The sequence below is a fragment of the Intestinibacter sp. genome (assembly GCF_051866655.1).
Taxonomy (GTDB): Bacteria; Bacillota; Clostridia; order Peptostreptococcales; family Peptostreptococcaceae; genus Intestinibacter.
In genome coordinates this window covers 1-19,563 of the sequence record NZ_JBJDXL010000252.1, presented here as the reverse complement: position 1 = coordinate 19,563, position 19,563 = coordinate 1, and the positions used below count along the sequence as shown (strand labels likewise).

The following is a 19,563-nucleotide window of genomic DNA, read 5'->3' as shown; positions in this document are numbered from 1 at the left end:
CTTTTAAAGTAGCTTATTTCACAACAAGCTACTTTATAAACATAATAATTTAATCAAAATACAACGTAATTAGTAATATGTTAATAAGTTCTTACTTTCTTTATTTATTATATCCTAATTGCATCATATGATCTAATAATACTGCAATTAGGTCATCATATTTGACTTGTAGAGATTCTGGACAGTTGTAATAACTTACTAGAGCTTTTACAATCTGATTGCACATGAATGTGTCTGCGAGGATTAATGCATAATCCTTGCTATTTAGATGATCAAATATAGTATTCATCTTCCTTACAGAGTAAGGATTATAATATGCTATACTGCCATCTTCACGGAGATACTCACAATGCTCTTCGCTTATATAAGTAAGCTCAAATAGATAGTCTATTTAAGTTTGTATGCACGTACTTTACTTTAATTCCTATATAGTGCAATCCTCTATTAGAGTATATAAGAATGTCTGGCCTATCCAGACTGGTTGAGCATTTCGCTTCGGTGGGCTTACTCAATCCCACGCTAAGACTTACACTGATCTTAGTAATCTAATGAAAAACATAATGTGAAGGTTTAAAGTATATACGCCTACAACTATTCTAGTTAATTATTATGGAATTATCTCTAAGTGAAATCCCTTCGAGACAAAAATGTCTCTAAAAGGATTCCCTTTTCTCAACTCGAAGGTATCAAGGATAATAAATCCTTTAGCTAAACAAGCAATTTCGATTTGAACTTGGTTATTTACTGCTACTACTTGATGTTTAATAGTATTGTCTACCATCAAGTTTTTAAACTTATTGGTGAAATACTCTTTAGCTGCTTCTACAGCTGCATCAACATCATTTACATCTTTTACGAAGTTGTCAGCCTGAGGCTGCAACTCGTATAATTCATACTTTTTTGCCATGATATATAATTTTTATTGTGTTTTACGGCTTTATACACATTAGCCAATATCTTTTATATTGAGTTTTTTAATGCTAGTCTATTCCTAGCAGCCAACTATCCTTTACAGCGATAGTTTTTCTATCTACAGTGCTGCATAATATTGTACATATGCAGCTGACGTTTGTATTCGTCATCCTCTACGAATGTTTCATAGAGGAATTTTTTATTTTGGTGAAGCGATCTAGCTACACCTTTTACTATGTAGTCTCTATCAGCCCCCAACCAATAGGTTTTTGGGGTTTGGTAAAAATAAACCCCATGAGTAGTCTCATCTAAGACTACTCTAAACGATACCCCATCTTGTAAATGGGGTACCATTTCGTTTGCTTTTTTAAGGCATTCGTTGTATTGGAATGCCTTAAAATCAAATACCTCATATTTAAATGAGGTATTTGACACACGGCTCTTTGCTAGCCGCTTTACAATCCAAGAACGGTCTAATAGACCGTTCTGGTTGTAGAAATTGGAGACAATACTGGGATCGTCTCCGCATTCCAGTATTCTGAATCGAAATCCCTCTCTTAATTGAGGGACTTCTTTTTCAGCCTTCCACAGCTGAAATTTATAACGTAGTGTAAACATTATTTTATACGATTGACCTTATATCATCGCGAGGTTTTATTGTTGTTATTAAAATGATTAAATGCTAGTCTATTCCTAGCAGCCAATAAGTTATCAATTTTCTCATGTAGTCTCAACTTATAATATACTACACGATAGATTTGATTTAAAATTTTTATGACCGAATCATAAGGTATTACAACCTGTCTCAAATCATACTAAATATATATCTTTTTTAGAATCATAGATTTTAATATGTCTTGAAATATATCGAAAATTGTTTTCTGCTCTATATTTACGAGCATCTTTCAATTGATTAAAAGACATATCTCATGATTGTTGTTATTGAATTAATACCGACACAAAAGTGTTTCGTCTTAATTTTCAAAGACTCGTCAGGGTATTTTCTTTATATAACTACATATAAATCCAAAATATTTATTAATAGTAATATTTTTGAATTTTATATTAGTATTGTTCAAGTAAAATTTAGGTTGGATTGATTTGGATGTGGAGAGGAGAGAGAAGTGTATAATGCTCAATTTTCCCCTCTCCACTTAAATCAACATCAACTCAATCATCAAAATCAATACTTCAAGTATTAAATTGATGATTAAGCTAATTTTCTGCCTACTTATTTATACGTTTATTTCAGCTTAGATTATGCTCTGCTCTACTTGAAAAATGTATAAATAAAGGAGATAGAGTTATACTCTATCTCCTATTGGATTATTCCGCTTTTGCACTTTCAAGCGCAAATTCTGGAATATCCACAATTTCAAGCCGTACGGCTGTTTGTGCAGTCTCTTTGCCCGTAAATTCATATTTGTCAACGTTCCATGTAGGCTGGTAGCGATTTTTTGCAGTACCGCAAACTTTTACGCACTTTCCGTTTTCAATCATTAACTGCGCCAAATTGAGGTTAGAAAACGGGTAGTCGTTGCGGTTTATACAGCGACGCTCGCGGTTGCTTTCCGCTTTTGGCTCTGAATAGTCATATTTATCCAAAGCGTTTGTAGGAAAGTAAAAGATTCTTTTAAAGTCACCGTTTGGGCTATACTGGTAGCATGGGAAAGTATCATAAGTAAAGCCTTCGTAGAATTTTGGTTCATCTTTGTTTATAAAAACAAAGATAGTGCCAATTTCAAGCGGAAAACGAAACGTTTCACCGGTGCGGAATTTACGTGCGTTCTTTTCTTCTTCTGTAAGTTCGCGAGTTACCTTTCTCGGCTCAATACCTGGAATAATCTTAATATTCGCTTGCATAGTAGTTTAAATTTAAATTGTTTATAAATCTATTTCTGTCTCTCATACCGGGTGGGGCCTTAAATAGTTGTCTGCCCTCCCTCCCTTTCTATATATTTCATATCCAAAATAAAAATAAACCTTATTTCAAAATAAATTTTTATTACCCTACCGGGGGGGGGAATAATAAATAAAAAATCAATTTTTATTTTAAATATAGGGAGGGGTATTATTTTAAAATACAAAAATTTAATTTGAGACAACTTCTTCGAAGTTGTTGAAAACGTAAGTATAGTTCCGATTAATTATAGTGTATAATATAGTTAGTTGAAAACCTATAGTCGAATCATGAAATCTGATAGCCACTCACATAGTCGGATCATGAAATTTGGTAGCCATTGATAATCAAGTACTTACACATTAATAATTTTTAACATAATTAGTTTGCATAATCAAAATTTTATTATTAAATTTGCAGTATCTAAAAATAGAAGAATTATGAATAAACAACATGTACAATTACCAAATAGTATGACTTTAGAAACCATACTAACTCCACAAGATTTATTAGTTTATATTAGTATAAAAAGATATATGAATAACGAAACTAAAGAGGCGTTTCCATCATTACAAACTATAGCTGAGAAATGTGGAGCAAGTATTCCTACAATTAGGAAATGTATAAAAAGATTAGAAGACGGAAAATATATAGAAGTAACGAAGAAAGGGAGATCACAAATATATAAATTTCTTAAATATGATAATTTTGAACCCTTTAGTTATGAATTCTTAGATAAAGAAGATTTATCATTTACTGAAAAATCATATATAATAGCTTCACAACAATATATGTTTAAAGAAAATGGAAAAGGTAAAATAGGATTATCTAATCAAGAACTGGGAAACAAAATAAATATGCCTAAGTCTACAGTTACAAAATGTAATAATACCTTAGAAGCAAAAGGATATTTAGATATAATAAAAGCAAAGAAACATGAATCTGGAATAACTATAAATGAAAAATTCTTTCATTTAGATGAATTAGGACAAGCCATTGTATTTACTCTTCAAAATCATGAAGAAAGATTAAATAAAACAGAACAGAATATAGAAAACTTAATGAAAGATATGAGTATAGTATTAAAAGAAAATAAAGAGTTGAAAGAGAGATTAAAAGAATTAGAGTTATTAAATACAAAAATAACAGTATAAATACACAAGTAACATTAGCAGATATTATAATGGATAATATTAAAACTACTATCCATGAAAAAATTAAAATTATTAAATACAATATCAGACTTTACTGTAGAAGAATTATTAAGATTCATAAATAAATATGAGATGACTAGAGAAGAATATGATTCTCACTTCTCTAACCTATTAGATGATGGAATATTAGATTCCAAAATATTTAATGTTTTATCATTTATAGAATTATGTAATTTAGTAGATTTTATTGGAAATCTAAAAGAATCAGAATTACCTATTACTTGGAAATTTATAGTAGAAGATATGAATAAAGGAATACTAACTTTAGATGAACTTAAAGAAGTATATCTAACAGATAAAATAAAAGCAGAATCTTTATTAAATAAAGCTGTATTTATTAATAATGTAATTAAATCATTTAGAAATGAAATAAAAAAGCCTAGCACTTTATAAGTGTTAGGCTTTTTCTATTTTACTAAAGATTTAATTATATTATAAAACTCTCTTCCTACAGTACTTCTATATTCATTAGTTTTATTATACATCTTAATAATAGTATCTGCAAGATTAGGATCTTTAGCTGATTCTAATCCTTTAATGGGATAATTATATTCTTCTACAAAATGCTTCATTTGAGGCCCATTAAATCTTCTTTGAGTTCTAATAGTCTTTTCTGGTTGTAATAATACTTCTCCACTAATGATTCCATTATATCCTTTAGATTTGGCATGTTTTATTCCTTCATTATATAATACATTAGACAATCCTTTACCTTGTTCAGATTCTACTACATTTATAAATTCAGGTCTCATCCATTTCTTGCCAAAATCTAATTCATTAGATGGACTTAATTCTATATCAGCTATAACTCCTTTCTTAGGAGTAGATAAACTAATCTTATCTATTCCATATTTTTCTTTTGTAATAGTTTTAATTATATTATCTGCTTCTCTTACAGGAAGTTTTAGAGTTTTCATATTAATATACGGTAAAGCTTCAAATGCAGCATTTATAGCTTCTCTTTTTAAAGATCCATTATTATATGCAGCTATTAATCTTCCAGTAGCTAAAGCAGGAGACATGCCAGTAAAATCTATAGCAACCTCTCCTGCATTAATTAATGGTCTAGCAACTCTACTAGTTCCATTTCTAACTACTTGCCCTAAATTTAAATTATCTTTAGTATTTACAGAGACTTCTGGTAAAGAATATTCATAAGTATCAGTTTCCTCATCATAGCCATTAGCTATTTGATTATTCCTATAAGCTTCATTATATTCTTTACTCTTGTATCTTACTTTCTCCGGCATTTTTCTTTTTAAATGGTTTAAACATTGATGTAACAGAATCTATTCCTAATAAAGCACAACTAGCCCAGAATAGCATTTCTATAATATCAGGACTTGGAATTATTTTAAATATAGCTACTCCTGCAGCTACTAAACAAAGAATCCATCCTAAACATCCAGCTACTCTTTTACTAGAAGGATTTTTACCTTCAGAAATAGTATTCATAAAAAAAGTTGAGAATTTCATTTATTATATTCTCTTAAATTAGTATAAGTAACATCTACTTTACTATTTAAATATATTTCAACATCTTCATCTTTCTTAAATATTTCTCTACATTCTAATTCAGTAGGAAAATGATCTAATTCAAATCTTATTGTCTTTAATGGTTTGGAATGAGTTTCTTTAGTCCAAACCCAAATGTCCATCATAAAGTTTCTCATAATATTTTATTATTTCAATTTAATATTATTTATTTATTCATTATTTGATTTATTATATAAATAAGTCCCTCCTAATAAAGTAGTTGGAATTATACTATATCTAATATCTGAATTAGCAAAATTATCTCTTTTAGATAATGGAATTATTTCTCCAAAATCATCATATGTAATAGGATTTGCTGATTTTAGTTGATTATTACTAAATACAACATTCTCTGTTCTTTTTCCTCCTTTTAACCAATTTAAAAATTTTGAATCTTTATCAAAATCTGAATTTATAATAGCATCATAGTTATTATTTATAATTTTATCTTTAGTTTTATTGTTGATTATTCCAGTCCAGTTACCAGTAGTGTAATATGGGTTTTTAGAGTACATAAACATTTCGGATAAAAAATTTCCATATTCAGATGCATATTTTTTATCAAATGTAGTATAAATCCCATTCATTTCTCCTACTTCATCATCTACATGACTTTCTATAAAAGAGTTATACCTATTATTATCCCCTCTATATACTTTCTGGTCTATAATTTTATTATTAGGAGTTTTACTTTTAAAATGCTCTTTCCTTAATAGTGATAACATATCTATATCATTCTCTTTGAGAGCTTTATTATATAGATCATCCCATTCCCTATCAGATAATAAATTCCAATTTTTACTAAATTTTCTTACTTTATTAGCATTACTAGCAAATCCGCCTATATAAGGAAGGAATCCAGCTGTAGCTAAAAACATACCAGTGTAGTCTTTATTTTTATAAGACTCATAAAAATCTTTAGTATCTTGTATATCACTAATTACTGGAAAGAAAGAGCCAATAGTTTGAGTGCTATTAGTAATAGTTTTTCCAAAATCATTAATACCTTTAGTAGTTCCTTCTTTTACTCTTCTCCAATTTCTAGCAGTTTCTAATCCCTGATTTCTAGCTATATCTCCCCATCTATTATTAGGATATACATTAACTTCTGGAAGTCCAAATGTGGCAACAGTATCATCTGTTTTAATTCCATTATCTCCTTTAATAATCTTAGGTCTATTCTTATATGGCTTCATATTATATAATACCAATCATTTCTGTTAATAACTCCTTTATCTTTTAATTGACTTTCAGTTAATATATAATCTCCATCTTTAAATACTAATTCTTTATCTTTATAATTCCAATTAAAATATCCTTTCCATCCTGGAAGAAGTAATGTATAACCATTACTTGCATATAATTTAGCTTGATTAAAAGTCATTAAAAATTATACCTTTTAATTTGATTAATCATATCTATTCCAGCTCCTCCCCAATGTTTATCAGAGATATTTTCATCTTTTAATAAGTACCTTCTTAATCCTCCATTTCCTCCAAGCCATGCTCCTCCTAACATACCCCATTTAGTAATACCTTTAGATTCGGCAGCAGCTACATCTTCTTTACTAAATCCTCTTTCCATAGATTTAGCTAAATTTATAGCAGCAATAATTTGAAGTTTAGGATTATCTAAGAATGTTTGAGTATCTACTCCTGCGTAAGTTTTTATATTATTATATTTATTATCATCTTGCATAAACTGGAAATATCCCCAAGCAGGAGCATTTTTATTTTTAGCTTTACTATTAAATCCACTTTCATATTTAGCTACAGTAGTTAAGAATGCTCTATATTTAGCAGCTTCTGGATATTCCTCTTCTACTTCATCATAGATTCTATTAAACTCTTCAGTTCCTTTACTTGGATTAGTCATATCCATTTTAGGTTTATAATTCTTAATTTCTGAATTATCATCTTTAACGGCTTCTGAGTTATCTTGTATCTCAGTATTTATTCTATCTATATCAAATAATCTAGGAGAAATACTAGGTCTAGAATCTAGTAATTCCATAAATCTATCTAATTTAGTTTCTGGAATATTAGTATCATTAGTAGGTATTTCTATATTAGATTCTACAGCATTCCATGAAGAAAATAGATTAGGATCTATAGATATTTGATTATCTAATATTCCTCCTTCTTGATTTTTTCTTACTCTATTATTAGTATAAGTAGATCTATCTGATTTAATAAATTTCTTTCTCATATCTCTTTTAGTATTTTGATTTTCTGCATTCTTTACTAATTGAGATTTTTTAGGAGTAAATTTTCCTCCTACTTTATATTCTTCAAATAGATTAAATCTACTACTTTTATTATTAACCATTTTCTAGATTTAATTATATTTGTATATTAATGCTTCCATTTTCTTGCATTAGCTGGCATTTTCTAAAATATTTTTACATATAAATAATATAGTTTCTAAATCAAAATCTGATTTAAATTGATTTACAGCCATACAAACTAGCTGAGTATTAGACTCGGTATATCCCTTAGATGGATTTATTTGATCTACACTTACATTAGTATATATTCTTCCTTTATCTTGAATATAAGTCATTGGAATTTTAGATATAGCACATAATCCTTTTTGTTTATTCCAGAGTTCTTTTAAATATTCTTTAGTTATTGAAAATTCTATATTCTTCTTTTCAGCTCTATCCTTAGCACCAAACCATCTTTCTTGTAACACTTTTTCTAAAGCTTTTTCTGGAGTATAATTTGCTCTAGCTTCTTTATTTTGAGCTACTTTACATTTTCTACATCTCTTATCTTTCCCTCCTCTAATAGTATATTTATTATCTCCAGCTATATGAAATTCAGATGGATCTAAATATTGACCACATATATGGCATAATAATTTCCCATCTTTCCATTCTGATTCCAATTCTATTTGCTTTTCACATTCTCTACATATATTTAGTAAAATTTCTTTACCAGATTCTTTATCTTTTACTCTTTTGAAGTATTCTCTATTAGCAGGAAGACTTCTATGACAATGTTCACATTCTTTATACTTAGTCGTTCTCATAATCAATGTTTAAATTTTCTTACATTAGCTGCAAAGGTAGCTCTCTTTCTAATTACAGGATTAGAACTATTTTTGCCTCTTTGAATACATTCAGAAGTTACTTTACCTCCACAATATTCAGTAAATTTACCTCTATTCTCTTTCTTTATATGAATCTTATTTTTACCACCTTTCTTTAATAATCTTTTTACTTCTCCTCCATTTTTTAGATAATTAATATCTTCTGAAGGCAAATTACTTATGTAAGACTGTAAAGTCTCTGAAATAATTTTATAATACTCTTCACTATTCATAATTATTCAATAATTTAAAGTTTTACTTTTTATGAGCCAAAATTATTCATAAATTTGCACATAAACAAGTAAAATACAGATAATGACATATGGATTAATTGTAGAGGTAAAATAAATTTAAACTAACTTTATATTAATCACAGTACTAAAAACAATTAGATGGTAATAGAATTATTAAGGAAAATTTGGTCGATATTATCTAGGTTAAGCCCAGACTTAAAGAATCTTATAATTATTATATTATTCTTTATAATATCATTAACATCATTTAATGGATTAGGCAAAAGGATAATAGATGGCGTAACTAAATCTACCATTGAATTAAGATCTGAAGCAGAAAATTATTCTAAGAAGATGACTCCAGTTATTAATGAGAATATATATCATATATTAATGAGTGATCAAGATGCTTGTAATGTATTATTACTAAGTTATCATAATTCACAATCAAGTATGCAAGGATTCTCATATTTATGGATAACTGGTATTACAGAAGAAGGAAGATGGAACATCACAGAACCATATATAAAAAATTGGACTGAATTAAGTGCGATTAATTATGGTAACGAATTAGATAGAATACATAAATTAAAGTATTTAAGAATAGATGATATTGAAAATATGAAGGAGGATTATCCTAAATTGTATTTTAAGCTAAAGGAATGTGATGCAAAAAGTGCTGCTTTTTATCCTATACAAAGTAGAAATAATATAGTAGGCATGTTAGTTATATTATATAAAGAATCTAAGGAATATGATTTAGGTTACTATATGGAAACTATAGAACCTTGTATAACAGAATTATATAGTATACTTAATTATACAAAGGAAAAAGAAAATATGAAATAATATGAAGGTTGATAAACAAAATAATAAAGTTGCATTTTCAGAAGAATCCCACACATATTGGGATGTTGATACTAATGATAAGTATATATCAGTTACTACATTAATAAGTAAATTTGAACAAGAATTTGATAAGAAATTTTGGAGCAAATATAAGGCTTTAGAAAGAATATTAGGAAAAGATAGATTTCAATTAGAGAAAAAGAAACTATTACAAACTAAAAAATTTGATATTTCTTGTTTATCTGATTATGATATATTAGAGTCTGATTTTAATAAAGTACAACAAGATATTTTAAAAGAATGGGAAGAAAAGAACAAAGCTTCTTGTGAAAGAGGTACTAAAATTCATGCTCAATTAGAAGCATATAGTAAAGGAGGAAAATTTAAAGAAAAGATAGCCCCTAGACTAAATTATAAAATAGATAATCTACCATGCTTTACTAATTCAACAGAAAATGAATTATTAAAAACTGTAGACAAAGGAATATTCCCTGAATATCTTATATATAGACAATCTGATGATAATATACTTAGATTGGCAGGTCAAATAGACTTATTAATAAAGAATGGAAATGATATATATATTATAGATTTTAAAACTAATGAAAAAATAGACTTAAAATCAGGATTTGATACTAATACAAAGAAAAGTGCAATGATGAAGTATCCTTTAAATAATATACAAGATTCTAATTATTGGCATTATACTTTGCAATTAAGTACTTATGCTTGGATGGTTCAAAAAATTAATCCAGAGTTTAATATTAAAGGATTAACTATTATTCATTACGATCATAGTGATAATGTGACTACTTATCAACTAGACTATTTAAAATCCGATGTAGAAAGAATGTTAGCTTACTATAAAACTATTAGAAAGAGAGAATTAGCAGAAGAACAAAGAAAAAGAATAGAATTTTAGCTACTTAGAAATTGGTGTTTGTGAGTATGGTGCGAATCAAGAGTTCCCATATTAAATTTTAATATATTAACTAAATAGTAGCTGAAATTCTATTTATAATTATTTAAAATTATGATAGAAGAGAGATTAAAGATATGTAAAGTATGTCCATTAAATAATAATGGAATCTGCAGTCAAAAATTATTTTATAATCCTAAAACAAACGATGTTAGTACTACCGCTAAAAAAGATTATGTAAACGGCTGTGGATGTGTACTTAAATTTAAAGTAAGGGCTTCTGGAGAAAGATGCCCTGCTGGAAAATGGTGATTATGAAATTATTAAGAAAACTAAGAAATATAATTATTGGTAATATTAATAATTTATTTGGATTAAATAAAGAAATAAGTAATAGTAGAATGCTTATTTGTGATAAATGTGAACATGAGATTATTTTATTTAAGATTGGTAAGATATGTAATAAATGCGGTTGTATTTTAAAAGCTAAAACAACTATAGAAAATGAACATTGTAAATTAAATAAATGGTAAAATTATGGAAAATGGACAAATGAATTATGTAATGGGAGGAAATTCAATCTCAATGGCTGGAACAGATAGTATTTCTGATTTAACTAGAAAGGAAGCTATTAAAGAGTTTAATAAAGCAAATAAGAAGGCAGAGGATGCTTATAGAAAAAATATTGACGAACAAATAGCTAAATCAAATGAAAATAAGAAAAGAGCAGAAGATTTAGAAATTATTCCTTCGGGCCCTTATATTCTAGTTAAATTATATAATGAGAATCCTTATGAGCAAATAACTCAGACAGATTCTGGACTTATACTTCCAGCTTTTGATGGAAAAGAATTTTCTAGAGAAACAGGACAAATGGAGAAGCAAGAAAAAGCAGTAGAAGTTGCTCATGTAATAGAAGTTGGCCCAGATGTTGTAAATATACAACCAGGTGATGATCTTATTATTAGAGCAGGAATGTTATTGCCAGTTCCATTTTTAAGACAAGGATTTTGGGTTACTGGACAAAATAATGTCTTAGTTATAATTAATAAAGGATTAACTAAACGAATGGAAGAATATAAAAATAATAAGAAATAATTATGGAAAATGAGAATTTAGAAAAAATCTACTTTAAGCCTGGAGACATAGTTACTGTTAAACAGGATATTCCTAATAGACCTAAAATGATTGTAGTATGCAAAGTATCATCTTATCTTAGAGATCCTAAGAGCAATTATTTTAAAGGAATTAAATGTAGATGGTTTAGTGATAGTAAAGAATTACAAGAAGCAGTCTTTAATACTAAAGACATTCAACTAGTATGAAAGAATTGGATTCAAAACAAAGAGCATTTGTATTATATGCTGCTAAAGTTTTAAAATGTAATAGCCCAGAAGAATTAGATAAAAAATTACAAGGATTATCAGAAGATGAATTAAATAATCTCGTTCAATCATTTGATCAATTATATAATCAACAAATGGAAAATAATACTATAATGGCTAGACTTGGCTCTAAGCTAAATTATATTCAGAAGCTCAATAATAAATGTCCAGAAGGATATGAAATTGAATATTATCAAGCAGGAGGTAATATCTGTACTAGATGTAAACAAAAAGGGGCAATCCCTATGGCTGCTAAAAAGAATGGTGGAGTAGCTAAGGATATTAAGACAGAAATTGCTAAATGTGGCTGTAAAACTAAAAAGAAAAAAGCAGAGAATGGTACTGTATTAGATAAATGTGGAGGTAAAGCTAAGAAAAAGAAAATGCAAGAAGGCGGAGATATGACTAATCCCAAAGTCAGACCTAGCCAAGACCATGCATGGGATCCAGATATTAAAAGATGGGTATTTAGACCAGCAGGAGATGGCAAACCTCAAACTAGAGTATTAGAATCTTCTAAGAGTAATTCTACTAAAACAGTTACTACAAAAAAGGTAACTCCACAACAAACAAAGAAGGCCTCTGAGAATATTAAGAAGCATCTTAATGGCGGCTTAATTCAGAAGTATTTCAGGGGGGGGGCAACTAGTCCAGTAACAACTTCTAAATATGATTTTGATCAATCTATTTTCAATTCAAAAAATAGAACACCAAATGATATTAGAAAAGTTCAGGATAATACATATTTAATTCCAACTCCAGATCCTTCACATGGAGACGGAGCAATAAAAGGATCTAGAATGCAAGAATATCTTAATAACAAACATAATTTACCATATATGTTAGATAATATATTTGTTCATAAAAAAGATGTAATTGATAATGCTGGAACACCTCCTAGTTATATTACTAAATATGATAATGTACTTCCTGAAATAGTTGTTGAAGCTCCTAGAAAAAGAATTAATCCAATGGGAGGAGGTTTATATCAATGGATGGTAGAAAATGGATTACAGTCTTTAGCTTCTTTTAAAGAAAGAAAAAGATTAGCTGCTCAATATGGAATACCTAATTATATAGGAACTGCTCAACAAAATGCAGAATTACAAGAGAGGTTAGATTTTGATCTAAGACAAGCTGAAACTTCAGGAGGAAGATTAGGATTAAGAAAAGGCTTAGATTATTAATAAAGATATTATCTATTATATAATAGCTTAAATGAATTAATATGAATGTGTTTACTTTTAATAATCAATTAAATAGAGTAGAAATTAATGAACCTGAATTATTACTCATTAAAGAATTTTCTCTATTATTTGGTTTAGAAAGAAATAAAACTAAGGATGATCCTACTGGTGTAAAGAAAACTAAAGCATTTAGAGAATTTACTTATATATGGCTAATGTTGGATTGGAAATCTCCTTATTCTGATTATCCAGAACAAGTTAGACATAAAGAAGTTTTAGTAGATGCTGGTCTTACACAAGAAGAATTTGATGATCCTTTATTTAGAGCTGCTTGTAGAAAGTATAGAGAGTTACAAGAATCTTCTATAACAGTTAAAATGTTTCAAGCAGCACAAAATACTGTTATTAAATTTATAGATTACTTTAATAGTATCGACCCACAAGAAAGAGATCCTGTTACTGGAAAACCTATTTTCAAAGTAAAGGATATAATGCAAGAAGTTAAAGGACTAGCAGAAGTAAATGATAATCTTAAAGCATTAGAACTTCAAGTTAAGAAAGAACAATCTGGAGATGGTGATGATGTTCTTGGTGATGTTAGAAGTGGAACTTTTGATGATTAATTATGGCTAGAGGTAGAAAGAAGGGATCTAAATTAGTAGAGGGGAAAATAATAGAAGCTATAAATGATTCTTTACCTAGTAATATTACAGTAGGATTAGGAGAAGGATTAAAAATTGATGAAGAAGCTTCAGAAGGACTTAGTCAAGTAAATCCAGAAGAAGTAAAATCTATAGAATCAGTTTCTGATTTCTCTGATATTGATTGGGACTTTACTATATATGATACAATAGAATATTTTCAAGCTGATAAATCTTATGAGCTTACTAAATATAGACCAATAGATGAAACTCATGGATTAGATTTTAATCCAGATTGGTTTACAGAAGCTAGAGATATAAAAGAATCTACAGGATATTATACACAGTATAGACCAGGAACAAAAGCTCATAGAGATTTCTGGTCAGAACAATATAGACGATGCAGAGATGGATATGAATCTCATGGTTATAGAATAACTGGAGATAATTATTTCTTTCTTAATTTTTACAGATTAAAGGATGTTACTAATGTAAAAGTAGCAAGTTCTGGACGTCAGACTTCATTTCCTCAATTCTTTTCTAAACAATATGAATATTTCCATTATATAGATTTATGTACTCATACGAAACATGATGTATGTGCTTTAAAGGCTCGTGGAGTCGGTTGACCTAAAGCCGACTATAAATTCCGCAAAATCGGTAAAAGCTTAACTGCTAATACCGAGATAATTTCTAATATTGCGAAAGGATTAGAAACATTGTAGAGCATAGTAATTGAATAAATATAATATTACCAAGAGTGCGGGAGATTCTTTATAAGAATTAAAATATATGCCGAACTTATAGGAAACTATAAGAGCAATAGGATAAAAAGCCTATTGGGTAACAAAATGTTTAGTGAGATTGCAGCTAGTTTAGCTGTAAGAATGTACACTGTAGTTAGAGAAGCACATGTTATTTGTACTGCATATTCTACTGATAAATTAACTCCTCTTCTTAGAAAGTGTTGGGAGCAATTAGAATATTTAAATGTAGATACAGAAGATGGTATGCGTCATGTTAGACAGAAGTATAATAATGATATGCACAAAAAAGCTTCTAAGTTGAATAAACAACGTGAGGAGTATGGATGGAAATCCGATATATTAGGAATTGTAGCAGATAATCCTAATAAACTTAGAGGTGAGCGTGTGGATTTATTATTATTCGAAGAGGCGGGATCAAATCCTGTTTTATTAAAGACTTACATACAATCTAACGCTTTAGTTGAAATCCTAGGTAATAAATTCGGGACAAGACTAATTTGGGGTACAGGAGGTGACTCGGGGGCTTCATTAGCTGGACTTTCTAAAGTATTCTATAATCCTAAAGGTTATAATGTACTTCCGTTTAAACATAATTATTCAAAAACTGGAGAAATGGTAGAGACCTCTTATTTTATTCCTGCATTTACTTTTGTTGCAGGAGAAGGATATATAGATAAAAGAGGTGTAACTGATACTAAGAAAGCAAAAGAATATTATAATACTAAAAAGAATGCTTTAGCAGAAAATCCTAAAGAGTATATAATGTTCTGTGCTGAGTATTGTTTTACTCCAGAAGATGCTTTAGCATTAGAGGGAGATAACTTATTTAATAGAGAAGTACTAGCTAACCAAAAGGCTCAAATAGAACTACATAAAGCTGGCCCACGTCCAGTAAGGGGTTATTTGGAATATAAATTTAAGAACAACGAGCATACAGAAGAAGCTAAAGACGGATTTAAATTTATTCCAAATAATAATAGTAAATTACAAATATTAGAACATCCTATAAGATCAGATAATAATGAAGCTATTAGGAATTTATATGTTGCAGGAATCGACGGTATAGATTTAGGTGCTAAAGAAACTTCTGAAGCAACTAGAGATCCTTCTGATTTCTGTATTATTATATTTAGGAGAATGAAAGGAGAATCTCCTCCTATGCCAGTAGCTTTTTATAAAGATAGACCAAGTGATGTAAGAGAGGCTTATAGGATAGCTCTCAAACTATTAGAATATTATAATTGTAAAGCATTACTAGAGTTTTCTAAAATTGGATTTAAGAATTTCTTAGTAGATAAACATATAGAACATAAATGGCTCATGAGAAGAACTAGAGCTACATTAGATACTCCTGATGCTATTAGTAGACAATATGGAGTTCCAGCTAATGAAAAGGTAATTCAACATCAATTAGAATTATTAGCTTCTTATGTGCAAGATTTTGGAGATAATATATGGTTTATCGAAATTATAAATGAATTACTTGAATACTCTTATGAAAATAAAAGAAAGTTTGATGCTGTGGCTGCTATGTCTATGTGTATGCTTGCAGATGAAGAACTTATAGGAGTAATACCAAGAGTAGATGAAATAGTAAGTGCTAAATGGAGAGATATAGGATGGTATATTGATGAAAGAGGATATAGACAATTCGGAATTATACAACATCAACAAATAGAAACTAAAGTTAGTATGGATTTTTATGACCAATCAAGAATTAGAAGTAGCCGTCCTATGTATTATTGAAAAAGCCTATGAAGCTAAATATATAGGTAAGATTAAAATAAAAGATATATTAGATTGTTCTGGAAAAACTGTAGGATATAAATTAATCCTTGGATTAAATAATAATGAACGACCTTTAACTATGCAAATAGAAGGAACTCCAGAACAATTTCTAAAATATGTAGAAAAAGAATTAAGGAGTAGACATTTACATTATACAGCTTTCTATAAAGGTTATCAAGTTCCTATAGATGATGGTTGTATAGATACATCATGTAGTTGCAAGAAATGAAAAAGAAAACAGAAGACGAAATGGTTGCCTGTATTAATAAGGCAATTACAGAATTAGTCTATCCCAAATACAAATTACAGAAAGCATATAACTACTATAATGGAGTAAGAGACGCAGAACAATTTAGAGCTTTAGAAGAGAATTTTGGATTAGGGAATCCTACATCTATAGAGTTTATTCCATTAATAAGAAAACATATAGATGCTTTAATTGGAGAATATCTTGAAACTCCAATATTACCTAAAGTTACATGTAAAGATTCTGTTACTATTTCAAATATAGCTAGAGACAAACAATTAAAGATAGTAGAGGAAGTATTTAGTTATTTAAAGAATCATCTTAATAATTCTATATTATCTTTTATTGATGGAAAGAATATAACTGATAAAGCAGTAGATTCTCAAATGAAGAAATTAATTGAAGATATAGATAAAAACTATATTTCTGAATATGAGATTGCTGCACAAAATGTTATAGAATATATAATGCAATCTAGAAATACTGATTTAATGGAGAAATTAAAAACTCTATTTAAAGATTTACTAATTACTGGTTATGCTTATTATAGAGTAAAGCCTTCTCCAGAAGGTAATAATATTAGTATAGAAGTATTAAATCCATTAAATGTATTTATAGATAGAAATCCAGAATCTATATATATAAAGAATAGTTATAGAGCAGTAGTTAGAAAATGGCTTTCCAAAACACAGATATTAAATATGTATGGAGATATTATGACTAAAGAAGCTGTTAAAGAATTAGAAGATCTATATGAGGGAGTTTATGATACTTCTACTTATTATATTAGATCTTTTAATAACTCAGCTACAGGTTATCCCTCTACTGATGGTGTAGATGCAGGTCAAGAAATAGTTCCTGGTTTTCCAGCTGATGAATATAGAGTAACTAATTATAGACTTATTCCAGTCTATGAAGTTGAGTGGACTGAAACTAGAAAAGAGAATGGCAAGTTTATAATGGATAGATATGAAGGAGTAAGAATAGGAGAGACAATATTTGTTCATTCTAATATATCTGATAATGTTATAAGAACAAAAGATAATCCTTCTTTCTGCACATTATCTACAAGTGGAATTTATTATTCAACTAGAAGTGCTGAAGCTTACTCTTTAGTTCTTGCATGTGCTAACCTACAGGATTGACATATGAGTCCTGTATAAATCCCGTGAATTGCTAGAAACTCCTAAATGGACAACTAGCAGCCAAGTATTTAAAATAAAGGTTCAACGACTATTATGTAGATTCAAGTGAATCGAAGTGCGGGGATTTAATAGTTATACTATTAAATATGATATAGTCTCGACTTCTATAGAAATATAGAGCAGCTAATAAGCGGGTGTGAATTAACGACTCACATTGAAGATAACGAAATACGATATCCTCCATTTTTATCGTGATTCTATAATAGCTAATAGTGGAACTGCTGGAGATTGGTTAGATTTATCCATGCTTCCAACTGTTTTAGGTGCTGATGTACCAGAAAGATTACAGAAATGGATTGCCTATAAAAAAGGAGGAGTAGCTTTAGTAGATACATCACAAGAAGGTAGAGCATTTAATAATAATACATCATTTGCTGGATTTGATGATACAGTAAAGACACAAACTATACAAGCTATAGAATTGGCTATTGAAAGAACTGAAAATACATGCTCTTCTATCACTGGAGTATTTAGAGAAAGACTAAATGGAATAGAACAACATGATGCAGTTAGTAATGTAAAAGTAGGAATCAAAAATTCATTTACTGTTACTAAGCAGTATTATCAACAAATGGATTTACTTACTAATGAATTATTAATTGATTGTTTAAATATAGCTAAAATAGTATATAAAGAAAATGGATTAACTGGAACTATTATTTTAGGAGATAAGGGAGTAAGAATATTTACTGCTCTTCCTAAATATTTTACAGTTACTGATTTTGATATACATATAGCATCTAGTACTAATGTAATACAAGATATGGAATTAATAAAACAATTAATTCCCGAGTTTATAAAAGCTGGAACTATAGATCCTTCTGCTGTTATTGATGCAATTACTTCTAGAAGTCTTACTGAAATGAAAAATAGAATAACTAATTCTTTAAATAGACAAAAAGAAGAAGCTAATACTATAGGTCAGTTACAACAGCAAGTAGAGCAATTAAATCAAGAGCTACAAAAAGCTCAAAATCAATTACAACAAGCTCAAAGTAAAATAGAATCTTTAAATGAAGCTAAATTACAATTAGAGCAACAAAAGATGAAGAGTGATTCTGAAATTAATTGGTATAAAGCTAAAGCTGATAGAAAGTATAAAGAAGGTACTATTGAAAATGATAGTAAGAGAGTAGAAATAGAAGTAGCTCAAATGTATGATGGAAATCCAAATAATAATGAAGTAAAGTACTAAAATTATGAATTTAGAAATAAATATATGTACTAATCATTCTTGTAAAGTAATAGTTAAAGAATCTAAGGGAGACTATCTTCCTGAAGATTCTACTATTGCTGCAAAAAATAGATTTAAATTTTCTGACACAGTAGCTATAGATTTATTACAACATAATAAATGTACTGGAACAGAATTGCAGAATCCAATTATAACTATTAGAAAGAATAATATTTCTGATATAGAGTTACCAGTAAATTTTGATGGATGGTTTACAGTATTACATTTAGTTATTCCAAATAAAGACTGGTTTATATCAGAATTAAATAAAGAATCTGGATCTACTCTAGAATTATATGATTGTGTTTATTATTCTGATGGAGATAACATTTATAAATATATAAATGGAGAAAGTTATTTAATTGATATAAATGAACTGGTAAATAGGAATATAGAGAATACTACTATATCAAAAACTTGTGAAAACTATGTTTCCATTTGTTTCTTAAATAA

28 protein-coding genes are annotated in these 19,563 nt (G+C 28.6%); 16 read left to right on the top strand and 12 right to left on the bottom strand.

Annotated elements, in window-relative coordinates; all coding sequences use genetic code 11:
- Nucleotides 1–100 precede the first annotated feature (100 nt).
- From ACI3VO_RS07610 to ACI3VO_RS07595, 4 genes are all read right to left on the bottom strand, one after another.
- A complete protein-coding gene (locus ACI3VO_RS07610) occupies nt 101–289 on the bottom strand; it encodes a hypothetical protein (protein ID WP_439757332.1) in 189 nt (62 codons plus the stop codon).
- A gap of 318 nt (nt 290–607) precedes the next feature.
- A complete protein-coding gene (locus ACI3VO_RS07605) occupies nt 608–907 on the bottom strand; it encodes a hypothetical protein (protein WP_439757331.1) in 300 nt (99 codons plus the stop codon).
- A 119-nt stretch (nt 908–1,026) separates the two neighbouring features.
- Nucleotides 1,027–1,347, bottom strand: a complete 321-nt coding sequence (locus ACI3VO_RS07600; RefSeq protein ID WP_439757330.1) for a hypothetical protein — start codon at nt 1,345–1,347, stop codon at nt 1,027–1,029.
- 891 nt (nt 1,348–2,238) lie between these two features.
- A complete protein-coding gene (locus ACI3VO_RS07595) occupies nt 2,239–2,775 on the bottom strand; it encodes a hypothetical protein (protein ID WP_439757329.1) in 537 nt (178 codons plus the stop codon).
- Nucleotides 2,776–3,252: 477 nt separating this feature from the next.
- Between ACI3VO_RS07595 and ACI3VO_RS07590 the strand changes: the two genes are divergently transcribed.
- Both ACI3VO_RS07590 and ACI3VO_RS07585 read left to right on the top strand, forming a co-directional pair.
- The gene (locus tag ACI3VO_RS07590) at nt 3,253–3,966 is read left to right on the top strand and encodes a helix-turn-helix domain-containing protein (protein WP_439757328.1); all 714 of its coding nucleotides are present in this window, start codon (nt 3,253–3,255) and stop codon (nt 3,964–3,966) included.
- Nucleotides 3,967–4,020: 54 nt separating this feature from the next.
- Nucleotides 4,021–4,419 carry a hypothetical protein gene (locus tag ACI3VO_RS07585; RefSeq protein ID WP_439757327.1) on the top strand — a complete coding sequence of 133 codons (399 nt, stop codon included), beginning with the start codon at nt 4,021–4,023 and terminating at the stop codon, nt 4,417–4,419.
- Nucleotides 4,420–4,433: 14 nt separating this feature from the next.
- Here ACI3VO_RS07585 and ACI3VO_RS07580 read toward each other — a convergent pair whose 3' ends face one another.
- From ACI3VO_RS07580 to ACI3VO_RS07545, 8 genes are read right to left on the bottom strand one after another with little or no spacing between them, the layout of a single operon-like run.
- Complete coding sequence (locus ACI3VO_RS07580; RefSeq protein WP_439757326.1) at nt 4,434–5,276, bottom strand: hypothetical protein; 843 nt, start codon at nt 5,274–5,276, stop codon at nt 4,434–4,436.
- On the bottom strand, nt 5,248–5,502 hold the full coding sequence (locus tag ACI3VO_RS07575) for a hypothetical protein (protein WP_439757325.1): 255 nt from the start codon (nt 5,500–5,502) through the stop codon (nt 5,248–5,250). The genes ACI3VO_RS07580 and ACI3VO_RS07575 overlap by 29 nt, the downstream gene beginning before the upstream one ends.
- Entirely contained in the window at nt 5,499–5,687 is a 189-nt protein-coding gene (locus ACI3VO_RS07570) for a hypothetical protein (RefSeq protein WP_439757324.1), read from the bottom strand. The genes ACI3VO_RS07575 and ACI3VO_RS07570 overlap by 4 nt, the downstream gene beginning before the upstream one ends.
- A gap of 45 nt (nt 5,688–5,732) precedes the next feature.
- Nucleotides 5,733–6,758 carry a hypothetical protein gene (locus ACI3VO_RS07565; RefSeq protein WP_439757323.1) on the bottom strand — a complete coding sequence of 342 codons (1,026 nt, stop codon included), beginning with the start codon at nt 6,756–6,758 and terminating at the stop codon, nt 5,733–5,735.
- On the bottom strand, nt 6,755–6,946 hold the full coding sequence (locus ACI3VO_RS07560) for a hypothetical protein (protein ID WP_439757322.1): 192 nt from the start codon (nt 6,944–6,946) through the stop codon (nt 6,755–6,757). The genes ACI3VO_RS07565 and ACI3VO_RS07560 overlap by 4 nt, the downstream gene beginning before the upstream one ends.
- A complete protein-coding gene (locus tag ACI3VO_RS07555; RefSeq protein WP_439757321.1) occupies nt 6,946–7,890 on the bottom strand; it encodes a transglycosylase SLT domain-containing protein in 945 nt (314 codons plus the stop codon). The genes ACI3VO_RS07560 and ACI3VO_RS07555 overlap by 1 nt, the downstream gene beginning before the upstream one ends.
- Before the next feature lie 48 nt (nt 7,891–7,938).
- On the bottom strand, nt 7,939–8,595 hold the full coding sequence (locus ACI3VO_RS07550) for a hypothetical protein (RefSeq protein ID WP_439757320.1): 657 nt from the start codon (nt 8,593–8,595) through the stop codon (nt 7,939–7,941).
- A gap of 2 nt (nt 8,596–8,597) precedes the next feature.
- On the bottom strand, nt 8,598–8,888 hold the full coding sequence (locus tag ACI3VO_RS07545) for a hypothetical protein (protein ID WP_439757319.1): 291 nt from the start codon (nt 8,886–8,888) through the stop codon (nt 8,598–8,600).
- A 159-nt stretch (nt 8,889–9,047) separates the two neighbouring features.
- Between ACI3VO_RS07545 and ACI3VO_RS07540 the strand changes: the two genes are divergently transcribed.
- From ACI3VO_RS07540 to ACI3VO_RS07475, 14 genes are all read left to right on the top strand, one after another.
- Nucleotides 9,048–9,737: a hypothetical protein gene (locus ACI3VO_RS07540; RefSeq protein ID WP_439757318.1), complete on the top strand. Its 690-nt coding sequence runs from the start codon at nt 9,048–9,050 to the stop codon at nt 9,735–9,737.
- A gap of 1 nt (nt 9,738) precedes the next feature.
- On the top strand, nt 9,739–10,659 hold the full coding sequence (locus ACI3VO_RS07535) for a hypothetical protein (RefSeq protein WP_439757317.1): 921 nt from the start codon (nt 9,739–9,741) through the stop codon (nt 10,657–10,659).
- Between the two features lie 111 nt (nt 10,660–10,770).
- A complete protein-coding gene (locus tag ACI3VO_RS07530) occupies nt 10,771–10,968 on the top strand; it encodes a hypothetical protein (RefSeq protein WP_439757316.1) in 198 nt (65 codons plus the stop codon).
- 2 nt (nt 10,969–10,970) lie between these two features.
- Nucleotides 10,971–11,189 (top strand): hypothetical protein, encoded by a 219-nt coding sequence (locus ACI3VO_RS07525; protein WP_439757315.1) that lies wholly within the window; start codon nt 10,971–10,973, stop codon nt 11,187–11,189.
- A 4-nt stretch (nt 11,190–11,193) separates the two neighbouring features.
- Complete coding sequence (locus ACI3VO_RS07520) at nt 11,194–11,754, top strand: hypothetical protein (protein WP_439757314.1); 561 nt, start codon at nt 11,194–11,196, stop codon at nt 11,752–11,754.
- Nucleotides 11,755–11,756: 2 nt separating this feature from the next.
- Entirely contained in the window at nt 11,757–11,981 is a 225-nt protein-coding gene (locus tag ACI3VO_RS07515) for a hypothetical protein (RefSeq protein ID WP_439757313.1), read from the top strand.
- A complete protein-coding gene (locus ACI3VO_RS07510) occupies nt 11,978–13,228 on the top strand; it encodes a hypothetical protein (protein WP_439757312.1) in 1,251 nt (416 codons plus the stop codon). Before ACI3VO_RS07515 ends, ACI3VO_RS07510 begins: the two co-directional genes overlap by 4 nt.
- Nucleotides 13,229–13,269: 41 nt before the next feature.
- On the top strand, nt 13,270–13,851 hold the full coding sequence (locus tag ACI3VO_RS07505; RefSeq protein ID WP_439757311.1) for a hypothetical protein: 582 nt from the start codon (nt 13,270–13,272) through the stop codon (nt 13,849–13,851).
- Between the two features lie 2 nt (nt 13,852–13,853).
- Entirely contained in the window at nt 13,854–14,498 is a 645-nt protein-coding gene (locus ACI3VO_RS07500; RefSeq protein ID WP_439757310.1) for a hypothetical protein, read from the top strand.
- A gap of 222 nt (nt 14,499–14,720) precedes the next feature.
- On the top strand, nt 14,721–16,382 hold the full coding sequence (locus ACI3VO_RS07495; protein WP_439757309.1) for a hypothetical protein: 1,662 nt from the start codon (nt 14,721–14,723) through the stop codon (nt 16,380–16,382).
- Nucleotides 16,339–16,653 carry a hypothetical protein gene (locus ACI3VO_RS07490; RefSeq protein WP_439757308.1) on the top strand — a complete coding sequence of 105 codons (315 nt, stop codon included), beginning with the start codon at nt 16,339–16,341 and terminating at the stop codon, nt 16,651–16,653. Before ACI3VO_RS07495 ends, ACI3VO_RS07490 begins: the two co-directional genes overlap by 44 nt.
- Nucleotides 16,650–17,816, top strand: a complete 1,167-nt coding sequence (locus ACI3VO_RS07485; protein WP_439757307.1) for a hypothetical protein — start codon at nt 16,650–16,652, stop codon at nt 17,814–17,816. Before ACI3VO_RS07490 ends, ACI3VO_RS07485 begins: the two co-directional genes overlap by 4 nt.
- Before the next feature lie 214 nt (nt 17,817–18,030).
- A complete protein-coding gene (locus ACI3VO_RS07480) occupies nt 18,031–19,071 on the top strand; it encodes a PspA/IM30 family protein (protein ID WP_439757306.1) in 1,041 nt (346 codons plus the stop codon).
- 4 nt (nt 19,072–19,075) lie between these two features.
- On the top strand, nt 19,076–19,563 hold a 488-nt coding region (locus tag ACI3VO_RS07475; RefSeq protein WP_439757305.1), incomplete at its 3' end, for a hypothetical protein.

Coding starts and splice junctions, on each gene's coding strand:
- ACI3VO_RS07610 (WP_439757332.1), bottom strand. CDS start 289: ATGAATACTATATTTGATCATCTAAATAGCAAGGATTATGCATTAATC.
- ACI3VO_RS07605 (WP_439757331.1), bottom strand. CDS start 907: ATGGCAAAAAAGTATGAATTATACGAGTTGCAGCCTCAGGCTGACAAC.
- ACI3VO_RS07595 (WP_439757329.1), bottom strand. CDS start 2,775: ATGCAAGCGAATATTAAGATTATTCCAGGTATTGAGCCGAGAAAGGTA.
- ACI3VO_RS07590 (WP_439757328.1), top strand. CDS start 3,253: ATGAATAAACAACATGTACAATTACCAAATAGTATGACTTTAGAAACC.
- ACI3VO_RS07585 (WP_439757327.1), top strand. CDS start 4,021: ATGAAAAAATTAAAATTATTAAATACAATATCAGACTTTACTGTAGAA.
- ACI3VO_RS07580 (WP_439757326.1), bottom strand. CDS start 5,276: ATGCCGGAGAAAGTAAGATACAAGAGTAAAGAATATAATGAAGCTTAT.
- ACI3VO_RS07575 (WP_439757325.1), bottom strand. CDS start 5,502: ATGAAATTCTCAACTTTTTTTATGAATACTATTTCTGAAGGTAAAAAT.
- ACI3VO_RS07570 (WP_439757324.1), bottom strand. CDS start 5,687: ATGATGGACATTTGGGTTTGGACTAAAGAAACTCATTCCAAACCATTA.
- ACI3VO_RS07565 (WP_439757323.1), bottom strand. CDS start 6,758: ATGAAGCCATATAAGAATAGACCTAAGATTATTAAAGGAGATAATGGA.
- ACI3VO_RS07560 (WP_439757322.1), bottom strand. CDS start 6,946: ATGACTTTTAATCAAGCTAAATTATATGCAAGTAATGGTTATACATTA.
- ACI3VO_RS07555 (WP_439757321.1), bottom strand. CDS start 7,890: ATGGTTAATAATAAAAGTAGTAGATTTAATCTATTTGAAGAATATAAA.
- ACI3VO_RS07550 (WP_439757320.1), bottom strand. CDS start 8,595: ATGAGAACGACTAAGTATAAAGAATGTGAACATTGTCATAGAAGTCTT.
- ACI3VO_RS07545 (WP_439757319.1), bottom strand. CDS start 8,888: ATGAATAGTGAAGAGTATTATAAAATTATTTCAGAGACTTTACAGTCT.
- ACI3VO_RS07540 (WP_439757318.1), top strand. CDS start 9,048: ATGGTAATAGAATTATTAAGGAAAATTTGGTCGATATTATCTAGGTTA.
- ACI3VO_RS07535 (WP_439757317.1), top strand. CDS start 9,739: ATGAAGGTTGATAAACAAAATAATAAAGTTGCATTTTCAGAAGAATCC.
- ACI3VO_RS07530 (WP_439757316.1), top strand. CDS start 10,771: ATGATAGAAGAGAGATTAAAGATATGTAAAGTATGTCCATTAAATAAT.
- ACI3VO_RS07525 (WP_439757315.1), top strand. CDS start 10,971: ATGAAATTATTAAGAAAACTAAGAAATATAATTATTGGTAATATTAAT.
- ACI3VO_RS07520 (WP_439757314.1), top strand. CDS start 11,194: ATGGAAAATGGACAAATGAATTATGTAATGGGAGGAAATTCAATCTCA.
- ACI3VO_RS07515 (WP_439757313.1), top strand. CDS start 11,757: ATGGAAAATGAGAATTTAGAAAAAATCTACTTTAAGCCTGGAGACATA.
- ACI3VO_RS07510 (WP_439757312.1), top strand. CDS start 11,978: ATGAAAGAATTGGATTCAAAACAAAGAGCATTTGTATTATATGCTGCT.
- ACI3VO_RS07505 (WP_439757311.1), top strand. CDS start 13,270: ATGAATGTGTTTACTTTTAATAATCAATTAAATAGAGTAGAAATTAAT.
- ACI3VO_RS07500 (WP_439757310.1), top strand. CDS start 13,854: ATGGCTAGAGGTAGAAAGAAGGGATCTAAATTAGTAGAGGGGAAAATA.
- ACI3VO_RS07495 (WP_439757309.1), top strand. CDS start 14,721: ATGTTTAGTGAGATTGCAGCTAGTTTAGCTGTAAGAATGTACACTGTA.
- ACI3VO_RS07490 (WP_439757308.1), top strand. CDS start 16,339: ATGACCAATCAAGAATTAGAAGTAGCCGTCCTATGTATTATTGAAAAA.
- ACI3VO_RS07485 (WP_439757307.1), top strand. CDS start 16,650: ATGAAAAAGAAAACAGAAGACGAAATGGTTGCCTGTATTAATAAGGCA.